Here is a 12513-nt window from a genome sequence, read left to right as displayed (position 1 = left end):
GGTGCATCTGGTTGGACTGACCGGTTCGTGCCGTGCCAAAGCAAAAAGAAACAGGGATGGAATTATGCCGGGCCACAAGAAGACCCCCGATCAACTCCGCAGCGCACGCTGGTTCGCGCCGGACGACCTGCGTGCCTTCGGCCATCGCTCGCGCGCCATGCAGCAGGGCTATGCGCCGGTCGAGTGGCAGGGGCGCCCCGTCATCGCGATTCTCAACACCTGGTCGGAAGCGCAGCCGTGCCACATGCATTTCAAGACCCGCGTCGATGACGTGAAGCGTGGAATCCTGATGGCTGGCGGTTTCCCGATGGAACTGCCGGCGCTGTCGCTGTCGGAGAGCTTCCTGAAGCCGACCACGATGCTCTATCGCAACATGCTCGCCATGGACGCCGAGGAATTGCTGCGCGGCCATCCCGTCGATGGCGTGGTGCTGATGGGCGGCTGCGACAAGACCACGCCGGGGCTTCTGCTCGGCGCCACCAGTGCCGGCTATCCCGCGATCTATCTGCCGGCTGGCCCGATGTTGCGCGGCAACTGGAAGGGCAAGACGCTCGGCTCCGGCTCCGACGCTTGGAAATACTGGGACGAGCGCCGCGCCGGCAAGATCTCCGACAAGGAATGGGTCGAGGTCGAGGGCGGCATTGCGCGCAGCTACGGCACCTGCATGACCATGGGCACCGCATCGACCATGACGGCGATCGCGGAATCGATCGGCATGACGCTGCCCGGCGCGTCGTCGATCCCCGCGGCCGATGCCGGCCACATCCGCATGGCCAGTGAATGCGGCCGTCGCATCGTCGAGATGGTGTGGGAAGATCTCACGCCGCAGAAGATCCAGACGCGCAAGTCGTTCGAGAACGCCATCACGGTGGCGATGGCCATGGGCTGCTCCACCAATGCGATCATCCATCTGATCGCGCAGGCGCGCCGCGCCGGTCAGGACATCGGTCTCGACGATTTCGAGATCGCCAGCCGCAAGGTGCCTGTCATCGCCAATGTGCGGCCGTCGGGCGACACCTATCTGATGGAAGACTTCTTCTATGCCGGCGGCCTGCCGGCGCTGATGAGCCGCATCAAGGAACACCTGCATCTCGACGTCATGACCGTCACCGGCAAGACGCTCGGCGAGAATATCGCCGGTGCCGAAGTCTATAACGACGACGTCATCCGCACGGTGAAGGACCCGATCTATGCGGAGGGCGCGCTGGCCGTGCTCAAGGGCAACCTCGCGCCCGATGGCTGCGTCATCAAGCCCAGTGCCTGCGAGCCGCGCTTCCTCAAGCATACCGGCCCGGCACTGGTGTTCGACGACTATCCCAGCATGAAAAAGGCCATCGATGACGAGAGCCTCGATGTCACGGCCGATCACGTGCTGATCCTGCGCAATGCGGGTCCGCAGGGCGGGCCGGGCATGCCGGAATGGGGCATGCTGCCGATTCCGAAGAAACTGGTGAAGCAGGGCGTGCGCGACATGGTTCGCCTGTCGGATGCACGCATGAGCGGCACCAGCTATGGCGCCTGCATCCTGCATGTGGCGCCGGAGGCCTATATCGGCGGTCCGCTGGCGCTGGTGCAGAACGGCGACATGATCACCCTCGATGTCGATGCGCGGACGATCAATCTCGACATCTCCGATGCCGAAATGGAAAAGCGCCGCGCGGCGTGGAAAGCGCCCGAGCGCAATTACGAGCGCGGCTATGGCTGGATGTTCACCAAACATATCCAGCAGGCCAATGAAGGCTGCGACTTCGACTTCCTGCGCACCGACTTCGGTGCGCCGGTCAAAGAACCCGTGATTTATTGAGTGAGTGATCCCATGACCAAACTCAGCGACGCGACCCGCGCCAAACTCAAGACCATCTCCACCGCCACCGTGGCTACCGCGCTCTACAAGCGCGGCTTCCGCACCCAGTGCATCCAGGATGTGCATCCGCTCGGGCCGGATCAGCCGACGCTGGTGGGCGAGGCCTTCACGCTGCGCTACATGCCGGCGCGCGAAGATCTCAACAAGCTCGACGTATTCCGCGATCGCTCGCATCCCCAGCGCAAGGCAGTGGAGGATTGCCCGCCCGGTGCCGTGCTGGTGATGGATAGCCGCAAGGATGCGCGTGCGGCCTCCGCGGGCGCCATCCTCGTGACGCGGCTGATGCAGCGCGGTGTCGCCGGCGTCGTCACCGATGGCGGCTTCCGCGATTCCCAGGAGATCGCGAAGCTCGGCTTCCCCGCCTACCACCATCGGCCGAGTGCGCCGACCAACCTCACACTGCATCAGGCCATCGAGATCAACGGGCCGATCGGCTGCGGCGATGCGCCGGTATTTCCCGGCGATGTGATCCTCGGCGATAGCGACGGCGTCATCGTGATCCCTGCGCATCTCGCCGACGAGATCGCCAACGAAGCCTTCGAGATGACCGCCTTCGAGGATTTCGTCACCGAGCAGGTGCAGAAGGGCCGGGGCATCTTCGGTCTCTATCCGGCGACCGATGAGCAGACGCTGGTGGATTTCGCAGCGTGGCGGAAGGAGAAGGGGCGGTAGGGCGAGGACCTCGACCGTCATTTCCTGGCGCATCAATGGGCGCATCTGAGGGTGAGGGCGCGATGACCTCTCCGTTGTCATCCCCGCGTAGGCGGGGATCCATACACACCCGGGAGATAGCGGAAGCGTTGTAGTCGCGACGCCGCTGTCTCAACTTCCCGCGCGGAGGTTATGGGTCCCCGCCTGCGCGGGGACGACAGTTGAGAATGCCTCAAACATTTTTTCCTATTCTCCATTGACAGTATCCCATAAGGTTTATATTCCCCATCGTCCTGCCCCACCGAGAGGGGCGATCGCGATCGTCACGTTCGCGGGGCAGGGTGCGGTGGACGCCGGAGATGCGGCGTTACGCGGTTCATGAGTGACGTCTGTCTTCGGGCAGGACGGATCTGCGCCAGCACTGCCACTGGCAAGGAGACGACCGACCTTGAGATGGAAAGATCCCTGGACAGTGTGACGGACGACCAAATCGAAATGCGTCCGGCCTAAGTGCTTGAGGCTACCCTGTCCCTCCGCCCTGGGACACTAATTTTGGTGATGGGGCCGTTCGCCAAGGCAGATGTGCAAGCAAGTCGAAAAAACACCGCAGGCGGAACGTCGGGCACTTGCTCGTGTTTCCGAAAGTCCTGATGCACTCCAAATTGCGGAAGACCGCATTCGCATCAGGCCCAAGGGTGCAACGGGCACCTGGCGTTCCGCACGCCCTCTCGTAAGGGGACGGGAATGCGAAACACGACGGCGCCCCCGCGCCGCAAACAACAGGGGTGATGACGCATGTCTGACGAGCAGTGGCTGTTTGAAATTCACATCCGCGGATCTGTGCGGAGTGTCATCCGCGATAATCCCGCACCCGCTGCACCATCCGCTCCACATGGGTGATCGGCGTTTCCGGCTGGATGCCGTGGCCGAGATTGAAGATGAAGCGTCCGCTGGCATAATTCGCCAGCACGTCATCGACGGCGCGATCGAGCGCGGCGCCGCCGGCGATCAGCACCAGCGGATCGAGATTGCCCTGGACGGCGACGTGGCTCTGCACGCGCTCGCGCACGAAGGACGGCTCGGCGGCCCAGTCGATGCTCACGGCATCGACACCCGTTGCGCCGACATAGCTCGGCAACAGCGCGCCGGCGCCGCGCGGGAAGCCGATGATCTTCGCATCCGGCACCTTGGCGCGCACGCCGGCGATGATGCGCCTGGTCGGCTCCACCGACCAGCGCTGGAATTCCGCCGCAGGCAGGATGCCGGCCCAGGTGTCGAAGATCTGCAGCACATCGGCTCCGGCCTCAAGCTGATGGAGCAGATAGGTGATCGAATTTTCGACGATGGTGTCGATGATTTTTGCGAAGGCTTCCGGGTGCCGATACGCCATCATCCGCGCCGGCGCCTGATCCGGCGTGCCCTTGCCGGCGACCATGTAAGTGGCAACGGTCCATGGCGCGCCGCAGAAGCCGATCAGCGTGATGTTTGGAGCGAGCTCGGCGCGCACGCGGCGCAGCGCTTCGAACACCGGTTCGAGCTTGGTGAAATCCGCTTCGGGCGCGAGCGTCGCGACATCAGCAGGCGTATCCAGCGGATCGAGCCGCGGGCCTTCGCCGGCCTCGAAGCGCACCGAACGGCCGAGCGCATAGGGGATCACCAGAATGTCCGAGAAGATGATCGCGGCATCGAAGCCGAAGCGCCGGATCGGCTGCAGCGTCACTTCGGTGGCGAAATCCGGATTGAAACACAGATCGAGGAAACCGCCGGCCTGCGCGCGGACCTCGCGATATTCAGGCAGATAACGTCCGGCCTGTCGCATCATCCAGAGCGGCGGCACCGCCTGGCGCTGGCCGGCAAGGACATCGAGAAACGGTTTACGGGGCAGAGACTGGGTCAAAGGCTCGGGTTCCGGAATATGGCGCCAGAAGGCGCGATTTTGCCGTTTCTGATACACTGCCGCTTCGCTCTTGGCGAGGCGCGCAGGGCTTCGAAAACCGGCCTGCGGCGCGTTCGTTTTTGATACATCTCAAGGCGTTGGCAGGCTACAAGACCCTGTATGACTGACATGAACATCATGACCTCACAGCCCACGACATCAGCAGACCAGCAACGCGCGCGAGCAAAGGTCTGGTTCGAATCCCTCCGTGACCGGATCTGCGCCGAGGTCGAGGCGCTGGAGCGCGAAGCGCCGCAAGCGCTGTTTCCGGGCACGCCGGCCACCTTCACCTACAAGCCGTGGACCCGCGCGACAGGCACTGGCGGCGGTGTCGGCGGCTTCCTCTCGGGCGGCCGTCTGTTCGAGAAGATCGGTATCCACACCTCAAGCGCAAACGGCAAACTTTCTCCGGAGATGGCGCGGCAAATGCCCGGCGGCGGATCGCAGCTCGATTACGTCTCCAGCAGCGTCAGCCTGATCATGCATCCGCGCAGTCCGCGCGTGCCGACTGTGCATATGAACACGCGGTTCCTGTCGACGGCCGTCGGCTGGTTCGGCGGCGGCGCAGATCTCACGCCGATGCTGCCCGAGCAGCGCAAGGCCGACGCGCCGGATACGATCACGTTTCACGACGCGATGCGCGGCGCCTGCGATGCGCATGACTCGGCTTACTACAAGAAGTTCAAGGCCTGGGCCGATGATTACTTCTTCCTGCCGCATCGCGGCGTGGCGCGCGGCGTCGGCGGCATCTTTTACGATCAGCTCAACACCGGCGATTTCGAGAAGGATTTTGCCTTCACACGCGATGTCGGCTCGGCCTTCCTCGATGTCTATCCGCGCATCGTGCGCGCGCGGATGCAGGAAGCCTGGACCGAGGAAGAGCGTGCGCAGCAGCTCGAGACGCGCGGGCTCTATGTCGAGTTCAATCTGCTTTACGACAAGGGCACGATGTTCGGCCTGCAGACCGGCGGCAACGTCGAGAACATCTTAAGCTCGATGCCGCCGCTGGTCAGCTGGAAGTAAGGTCGATCAGGCTGCGCTCGGCGCCTGTTCGAGCGCGGCCTGCACGGCCCATGACAGGTCGGTGTTGAGCTGGAATGCCACCGAACCTTCATCGATGATCGCTTGCGGATTCTTGGCGAGCTTGCCGGCTTCATCGAGCGCGTTGCGATAATCCGACTTCAACGCGGCCAAATCGGCATAGGCCGGGAAATCGTAGAACGACAATTCCTCCGGCGCGAGGCCGGGCTTCTTGGCGAGCAGGCGCTTGAGAATCTGGCCGCCGGAGAGATCGCCGAGATAGCGCGTATAGGCATGGGCAATCAGCAATTCACCGTCGCCCTTCGCGGCATCCGCGATGCGCTTGGCATAGGCTTCGCCGGCAGGCAGCATCGGCACAGCCGAGAAGTCGCCATCGCACAGCACATTGAGATCGGCTTCCATCGCGGATGCGCGATCGAGCCGATATTGGGCGAGTGCGGCGAGCACAGGCGTGTCGCGATGACTCTCGAGCCCGGCTTCCAGCGCCTGATAGGCCGCCAGCAGATTTCGTTGCAGTAGGACATAGCCCTTGCGGCTGACGTCACCGCGCAACATGTCGTTGATGATGCCGGAGCGCTCGGCTTCGGTGTGAAGCACCTTGGTGCCGAGATAAAGGGCGGTCACGACGCTGACGGGCGCAGTGCTATCTGCCGAGACAGCAGGCATTGAATTCTCCGATAATTGGTAATGGGGGTGTGTTGGCGCTCGGGCTGACGACATCATATCACCCTCGCCGAACGCCACAAGGTGAGGCCAGGTGTGTCGCTATAGCAGCGCGCGGCCACGGGACTTGCGGCGCGCCGGCGCAGATTTACCGGCTTCCGTCGCAGGCAGGAACTGTGCGCCCTGTGCGGCGAGGAATGCGCGCATCGCCTGCGCCGGCGGGAGCAGCACCTTGTCCTTGCGGTTGAGCACGAACCATTGCCGGATGATCGGCAGGCCGGTCACATCCAGCATCACCAGTCGCCGCTGCTCCAGTTCGGTGGCCACCGTATGCGCGGAGATGAAAGCGATGCCGAGCCCGGCCATCACGGCCTGTTTGATGGTCTCGTTGCTGTCCATCTCCATGCCGATCGTGGCGCGCAGATCGGCGTTCTCGAACAATTGCTCCATCAATCCGCGCGTGCCCGAGCCGGGCTCTCGCGTCAGGAAAGTCTCGCCTGCGAGATCGCTCATGGTGAGGCGCGCCTTGCCCGCGAGGCGATGGTCGCTCGGCGCGATGATCACATGCGGATGATCACCGATCAGGTTCACATCCATGTCGATCCCGGCCGGCGGCCGGCCCATGATCGCGATATCGAGATCGTAACTGCGCAGACCTGCGATGGTCTCCTCGCGATTACCGACCGTCAGCAATATCTCGATCTTGGGATGGAGCTTCGCGAAGGCCGAGATGGCGAAGGGCACGAAGTATTTCGCGGTACTGACGGCGCCGATGGAGATGCGCCCGCCGGTCTTGCCGGCCATCATGTCCAGCGATGTCGCGCAGGCCGCCATCGCGGCTTCGATCCGTTCCGACAGCGCCAGCACCTCGCGGCCGGCATCGGTCAGGACCATCCCATCGCCGGTGCGCTGGATGAGCGGCAGGCCGGCGAGCCCTTGCAGGTTGCGCAGTTGCAGGGTGACAGCCGGCTGTGTCAGGCGCAGCTTGGTTGCAGCTGCCGTAATGCTGCCGCTGGCGGCAACTGCGGTCAGCGCGCGCAGCTGGCGGATCGAGATGTCGCGGAAACGCTTCGTCATATAAGAAAAACTTTCCCCGTCTGACCTTTCCAAAAATTCCTTTATTTGGCCCTGGAGGTCAATATCTGTGGGCAAACTGGGCCATATCTGCCATTCCCGGGCACTCTGGACGCGGCCATGTGCCAGAAGGAGCCCAGTATTTTGCGGAGATTGCGATGACCGACCACATGCCCCTGTCCCGACACACGGCTGACTATGCCGGACAGGACCCGCTGCGGCTGGCCGTGGCTGCTGCGGTCGATGCCTTTGCCAAGGCCTCCATCGACATCTCCGACCTGATCGGCCGCGGTGCGCTGGCCGGAATTACCGGTGAAGCGCAGGGCGCGCAGAATGCCGATGGCGACGTGCAGAAGGATCTCGATGTCCGCGCCGACGAGATCGTTCGCGCCGCGCTGAAGCCGGTGTCCTGGTCCGCGCTGGCCTCCGAGGAAGCCGAGACGGCGGATATCAGTGATCGCGGCGGGTTGCTCGACATTGCCTATGACCCGCTCGATGGCTCGTCGAACATCGAAACCAACATGACTGTCGGTACGATCTTCTCGATCATGCCATCGGTGAAGGGCGCTGTGCCGTTCACACAAAAAGGCAGTGCACAGATTGCTGCCGGCTTCGTGGTCTACGGTCCGCAGACATCGCTGGTGCTCACGCTCGGCGACGGTGTCGATATCTTCACGCTCGACCGCGCCACGCGAAGCTACAAGCGCATTCGGGCGCGCGTGCAGATCCCCGCCGAGTGTTCGGAATATGCAATCAATGCGTCCAACCATCGTCACTGGGAAGCGCCGGTGCGTGACTTTGTCGAAGAGTGTCTCGCAGGCGCCGAAGGCCCGCGCGGCAAGAATTTCAACATGCGCTGGATCGCAGCCCTGGTCGCTGAGGCCTATCGCATCCTGATCCGCGGCGGTGTGTTTCTCTATCCGTCGGATGCGCGCAAGGGCTATGCCGATGGCCGGCTGCGTCTCGTCTATGAAGCGCATCCCATGGCCTTCATCGTCGAGCAGGCCGGCGGCGGCGCGACCACGGGCCGTGCCCGTATTCTCGATATTGCGCCAACTGCCATCCATCAGCGTGTGCCGCTGATCATGGGCTCGATCAGCAAGGTGAGACGTATCGAAGCCATGCATCTCGATGCCGGCGTGGGGCAGGCGCAAGCTGCAGCCGAATAGAAAATTCGCCTACTACACATCCTGTTTTGACTGATTCAAAACATGACAGGCTTGAGGGCTTCTAAGCGCGGCCTGTCCGAAACGGGTTGAGCATGACGTGACCGCGGCCTAGACAATCGGAGGGGTCGCAAAGGATACGCGCATGCTTCCGCAGCAGATCAAGGTCTCCGATATCACCGACGAGAATTCGGCACAGACCTATCTCAACCATGCCATCATGACGACGTTCTGCCGCGTGCTCGACAGTTCGCGTCTGGCGCCCGATGTGGTGATGCGTCTTCTGGCTGCCGCAATTGGCTCGACCTATCGCGAAGTCGCCGCCGCCCATCGGGATGGCCAGTGCCCCTGCGGATGGCGCCCGGTTCCGGATGCCGATATCGAAGCCCTGCGGTCGACGCTCGAAGACGCCGCTGCGCCCAAGATGGCCGACGATCTGCACAGTATGGTGATTGCGGGCCGGGCGTAACCGCCGGCCAATCTGCCCTGAAATCAGGCTCAATTTGCGCGGAATGGGCCACTGCGGATCACTGCAGATGGCAATTCTGCGTCTGTTCCGCTCTCCCGATCATGTGATTGGGCCAGCGCGATCGACATATGGCAATTCCTTTAGACCTAAACTACTTTGGCCCGATCCTTGAATGTCGAGGAGATCGCGATCGGTGCAAAGTGACCTCATGACATCCTTTTCCGCTGTAGTTCTCGACCACCCCCCGGCCAACTCGACCGTCTGGCGCGAAGTCGCACGGGCGATCGCCGATATCGGCGCCAAGCGCTGCTTCGGTCTGGTCGGTGGCGCAAATTTCAAGGTCACGCTCGGCCTCACCGAATTCGGCGTCGAATTCGTTGCCGCACGTCACGAGGGCGGTGCCGTGAGCATGGCTGATGTGGCGGCGCGTCTGACGCGCGACCTGACCATCGTCAGCGTGACAGCCGGACCGGGTCTGACCAATGCGATCACCGGCATCGGCGAAGCCGCCAAGAGCGATACGCCACTGCTCGTTCTCGCAGGCGACGTGGTGCTCGGTGACAAGCAGTCGGCATTTGCCTTCAATCAGTCCGAACTCGTTCACGCCGTCGGCGGCGAGTGGCGGCAGATCGCCGATGCACAGACTGCTTACGCCGACACCTGGAAGGCTGCTTCAGTAGCGTTGCGCGAGCGCAAGCCGGTCGTGCTCAGCCTGCCGATCAATGTGCAGGAAATGCAGGTCGCGGCGACGATGGGCAAGAAGCATCTGCCTATCATGCCGCGGGTCACGATCAACCCGGCGAAGCTGGACGAACTCGTTGCGACGATCCGGACATCGAAACGTCCGCTAATCCTGGCGGGTCATGGCGCGGTGGTGGCCGATGCGAAGCCATTGCTTGTTCAATTGGCCGACAAACTCGGTGCGCTGCTGGCGACGTCGTTGCAGGCGCATGGGATGTTTTCGGGCCATCCATGGAATCTCGGCGTGGCCGGGGGTTTTTCATCGAAGGCAACAGCCGAGCTGATCGCGCAGAGTGACATGATCCTTGCTTTCGGCATGTCGCTGAACATGTGGACCACGAAGAAAGGCAAGTTGATCTCGGACTATGCTCAGCTTGTGCAGATCGATGTCGAGAAGGGACGCATCGGCGTGCACCGTCCGGTCGATCTTGAACTTGAAGGCGACGCTTCCGCTGTGGCTACTGCCGTGTTGCAGGCGTTTGATAAGACGCCGCCTAGCGAGGCCGGATGGCGCACGCCAGAGGTTGCCGCGGTGATGACTGCCAGGGGCAACCATAATCTGGCCTATGACGATACAAGCACTGCCGAACACATCGACCCGCGCACGCTGAGCAAGGCGATGGACGATATCCTGCCGAAGGATCGCACCGTCGTTGTCGATGGCGGGCATTTCGTCGGCTGGGTCACGCGCTATATTTCCGCGCCCGATCACAGAGGCTGGTGTATCCCCATCGCCTTCCAATCCATCGGCCTCGGTCTCGCCGGGGCGATCGGTGCGGCGGTCACGCAGCCTGAGCGGCTGACCGTGCTCGCGGTCGGTGATGGCGGCTTCCTGATGTCGATTGCGGAGCTGGAAACCGCGGTGCGACTGAAGAAGCGCATCTGCATCTTCATCTATAACGACAGCGCTTACAGCGCCGAGGTGCATCATTTCGGCCCGGAAGGCTACAATGCCGGCATGGCGCAATTTCCGGTGACCGACTTCGCCGCCATCGCGCGCGGCTATGGCGCCGATGGCGTCGTGGTGCGAACGCTCGCCGATCTCGATGCCGTGAAGACCTGGGTCGCCGATGGCGCGCAGGGCGTGTTCATCGTCGATGGCCGGATCAATCCGAAACTGATCGCTGATTGGTACAGCGAGATGTTCAGCGGCGCGAACCTCTAACGAGTTTCCTGCGCAGACCTCTCCCCACGTCGTGGCCGGGCTTGTCCCGGCCACCCACGCCTTGTTATGCGTGAACGAAAACGTGGATGCCCGGGACAAGCCCGGGCATGATGGAGCGTATGGGGTGATGAAAAGTTAAACCGCTACGGTCCTTGGCTGTCTCGCCACCTCAACATTCCCCAGCCAATCCTTCGCAATGGTCAGATCAGCCTGTGACAACTGATGCCCGACCGGTAGCGTGCGATGCTGCACATCCGCACCAGCCTTGGTCAGCATCACCGCGAGCCGCTGCGAATTGCTCGGCGGGATGATCGGATCGGATTGACCCGACACGATCAGCACCAGCTTGCCAGCGAGATCTGCCACCGGTGGTTCACGTAGAGGGACCATCGCCCGCAACAGTATGCCGCCAGCCAGCACCTCGGGCCGCAACAGCATCATCGCGGCAGCAATGTTGGCGCCGTTGGAATAGCCGAGCGCAATCGGTGCGGCGATGCCGTAGCGCTTGCGTGCTTCGGTGACGAAGTCCGCGAGCTCGTTGGCGCGACGCCGCACGTCGTCCTCGTCGAACACGCCTTCGGCGAGCCGGCGAAAGAAACGCGGCATGCCGTGCTCCAGCACCTGGCCGCGTGGCGACAGCAGCGTTGCACCCGGCGCAATCGCCTCGCCGAGCGGCAGCAGATCGCTCTCGTCGCCGCCGGTGCCGTGCAGCAGCAGGAGGGGTGTTGCCTCGCGCCGGTTGCCCGGCGCGAAGCGATGGATGTGGGACAGGTCGTTACTCATGACGTCACCTTTTCGGTATCGAGCGACGGCAACACGCGCTCGATCTCGCCGCGATGCTTCTCCAGGAACGCGGGCAGTTTCAGATGCTCGCCGAGGGATTCGACGGGCTCATCCACGGCAAAGCCGGGGATGTCGGTGGCGATCTCGAACAGCACGCCGCCGGGTTCGCGGAAGTAGACCGAGCGGAAGTAGTTGCGGTCCTTCTGGTCCGTCGGCTGCTGGCCATGGTTCTTCACCAGCTTGTTGGCCATGACCTGCTGATCGGCGTCGTCGACAGCGCGGAAGGCGACGTGATGCACCGAGCCGCGGCCCTGACGTCCCGGCAGGAAGCCACCGGCTTCGTAGATGTCGACAATGCCGCCCTCGACGCTGTCAGCCTGCAGCCGGATGATCGACCCTTCGCGGGCGGTCTCCTTGAAGCCGAACACGTCGGTGAGGATCGCGCTGGTCTTCTCGGCCTTCTCTAGCAGCAGCGTCACGCCATGAAAGCCGCGGATCGCATGCTCCGCCGGCACATCGCCATTGCTCCAGCCGGGCTCGTCTTCCGCGCCGGCAACGCCGACCAGAGCGAGGCTCATGCCGTCCGGATCGGTGAAGGGCAGCACCGCTTCGCCGAAGCGCTTTTCGAGCGCCTCATGCGCGATACCCTTCTCGATGAAGCGATGCGTCCAATAGCCAAGGGAGCGGGCAGGGACCCGGAACGAGGTCTGCTGGGTCTGGCCCACACCGCCGCGGCCGGGAGCCGCATGTTCCCACGGGAAGAAGGTCAGGATCGTGCCCGGCTTGCCTGTCTCGTCGCCGTAATAGAAGTGATAGGTGCCCGGATCGTCGAAATTGACAGTCTTCTTGACGAAGCGCATGCCCAGCGCACGGGTGTAAAAGTCAAAATTCCGCAAGGCGTTACCGGCGATGGCGGTCACATGGTGGATGCCTGACATGGTCTGTCTCCTGGTTGGGAAG

Annotated in this window: 11 protein-coding genes; 6 read left to right on the top strand and 5 right to left on the bottom strand. The window is 62.9% G+C overall.

The annotated features are described in order from the left end of the window. Positions 1-64 precede the first annotated feature (64 nt). A complete protein-coding gene (araD, locus tag AB8A27_RS20320; protein ID WP_441243477.1) occupies positions 65-1804 on the top strand; it encodes an L-arabinonate dehydratase in 1740 nt (579 codons plus the stop codon). A gap of 12 nt (positions 1805-1816) precedes the next feature. Then, positions 1817-2536, top strand: a complete 720-nt coding sequence (locus AB8A27_RS20315) for a ribonuclease activity regulator RraA (protein WP_441243476.1) — start codon at positions 1817-1819, stop codon at positions 2534-2536. Between the two features lie 829 nt (positions 2537-3365). Here the strand turns inward: AB8A27_RS20315 and hemE are convergent. Continuing rightward, on the bottom strand, positions 3366-4412 hold the full coding sequence (gene hemE / locus AB8A27_RS20310; RefSeq protein WP_441243475.1) for a uroporphyrinogen decarboxylase: 1047 nt from the start codon (positions 4410-4412) through the stop codon (positions 3366-3368). Between the two features lie 168 nt (positions 4413-4580). On the opposite strand from hemE, the gene hemF reads away from it, so the two are divergent. Continuing rightward, positions 4581-5474, top strand: coding sequence for an oxygen-dependent coproporphyrinogen oxidase (hemF, locus tag AB8A27_RS20305; protein ID WP_441244968.1), 894 nt, complete (start codon positions 4581-4583; stop codon positions 5472-5474). A gap of 6 nt (positions 5475-5480) precedes the next feature. On the opposite strand, the gene AB8A27_RS20300 is transcribed toward hemF, so the two are convergent. Both AB8A27_RS20300 and AB8A27_RS20295 read right to left on the bottom strand, forming a co-directional pair. Continuing rightward, the gene (locus tag AB8A27_RS20300) at positions 5481-6158 is read right to left on the bottom strand and encodes a heme oxygenase (biliverdin-producing) (RefSeq protein WP_441243474.1); all 678 of its coding nucleotides are present in this window, start codon (positions 6156-6158) and stop codon (positions 5481-5483) included. Between the two features lie 99 nt (positions 6159-6257). Beyond that, a complete protein-coding gene (locus AB8A27_RS20295) occupies positions 6258-7232 on the bottom strand; it encodes a LysR family transcriptional regulator (protein WP_441243473.1) in 975 nt (324 codons plus the stop codon). Between the two features lie 155 nt (positions 7233-7387). Between AB8A27_RS20295 and AB8A27_RS20290 the strand changes: the two genes are divergently transcribed. From AB8A27_RS20290 to AB8A27_RS20280, 3 genes are all read left to right on the top strand, one after another. After that, positions 7388-8398: a class 1 fructose-bisphosphatase gene (locus AB8A27_RS20290; RefSeq protein ID WP_441243472.1), complete on the top strand. Its 1011-nt coding sequence runs from the start codon at positions 7388-7390 to the stop codon at positions 8396-8398. 142 nt (positions 8399-8540) lie between these two features. Continuing rightward, on the top strand, positions 8541-8864 hold the full coding sequence (locus AB8A27_RS20285) for a hypothetical protein (protein ID WP_441243471.1): 324 nt from the start codon (positions 8541-8543) through the stop codon (positions 8862-8864). A 208-nt stretch (positions 8865-9072) separates the two neighbouring features. Then, positions 9073-10770 carry a thiamine pyrophosphate-binding protein gene (locus tag AB8A27_RS20280; RefSeq protein ID WP_441243470.1) on the top strand — a complete coding sequence of 566 codons (1698 nt, stop codon included), beginning with the start codon at positions 9073-9075 and terminating at the stop codon, positions 10768-10770. A 135-nt stretch (positions 10771-10905) separates the two neighbouring features. On the opposite strand, the gene AB8A27_RS20275 is transcribed toward AB8A27_RS20280, so the two are convergent. Continuing rightward, on the bottom strand, positions 10906-11553 hold the full coding sequence (locus AB8A27_RS20275) for an alpha/beta hydrolase (protein WP_441243469.1): 648 nt from the start codon (positions 11551-11553) through the stop codon (positions 10906-10908). Continuing rightward, positions 11550-12491: a ring-cleaving dioxygenase gene (locus AB8A27_RS20270; RefSeq protein ID WP_441243468.1), complete on the bottom strand. Its 942-nt coding sequence runs from the start codon at positions 12489-12491 to the stop codon at positions 11550-11552. The genes AB8A27_RS20275 and AB8A27_RS20270 overlap by 4 nt, the downstream gene beginning before the upstream one ends. Between the last annotated feature and the right edge of the window lie 22 nt (positions 12492-12513).

Source organism: Tardiphaga sp. 768_D3_N2_1, assembly GCF_052076105.1.
Lineage (GTDB): Bacteria > Pseudomonadota > Alphaproteobacteria > Rhizobiales > Xanthobacteraceae > Tardiphaga.
Note: the sequence above shows the minus strand (reverse complement) of the source record. Positions and strands in the feature narration are given on the sequence as shown.

Excerpts from the sequence above, each read along its gene's own strand:
- araD (WP_441243477.1), top strand. The coding sequence starts at position 65 with ATGCCGGGCCACAAGAAGACCCCCGATCAACTCCGCAGCGCACGCTGG.
- AB8A27_RS20315 (WP_441243476.1), top strand. The coding sequence starts at position 1,817 with ATGACCAAACTCAGCGACGCGACCCGCGCCAAACTCAAGACCATCTCC.
- hemF (WP_441244968.1), top strand. The coding sequence starts at position 4,581 with ATGAACATCATGACCTCACAGCCCACGACATCAGCAGACCAGCAACGC.
- AB8A27_RS20300 (WP_441243474.1), bottom strand. The coding sequence starts at position 6,158 with ATGCCTGCTGTCTCGGCAGATAGCACTGCGCCCGTCAGCGTCGTGACC.
- AB8A27_RS20295 (WP_441243473.1), bottom strand. The coding sequence starts at position 7,232 with ATGACGAAGCGTTTCCGCGACATCTCGATCCGCCAGCTGCGCGCGCTG.
- AB8A27_RS20290 (WP_441243472.1), top strand. The coding sequence starts at position 7,388 with ATGACCGACCACATGCCCCTGTCCCGACACACGGCTGACTATGCCGGA.
- AB8A27_RS20285 (WP_441243471.1), top strand. The coding sequence starts at position 8,541 with ATGCTTCCGCAGCAGATCAAGGTCTCCGATATCACCGACGAGAATTCG.
- AB8A27_RS20280 (WP_441243470.1), top strand. The coding sequence starts at position 9,073 with ATGACATCCTTTTCCGCTGTAGTTCTCGACCACCCCCCGGCCAACTCG.
- AB8A27_RS20275 (WP_441243469.1), bottom strand. The coding sequence starts at position 11,553 with ATGAGTAACGACCTGTCCCACATCCATCGCTTCGCGCCGGGCAACCGG.
- AB8A27_RS20270 (WP_441243468.1), bottom strand. The coding sequence starts at position 12,491 with ATGTCAGGCATCCACCATGTGACCGCCATCGCCGGTAACGCCTTGCGG.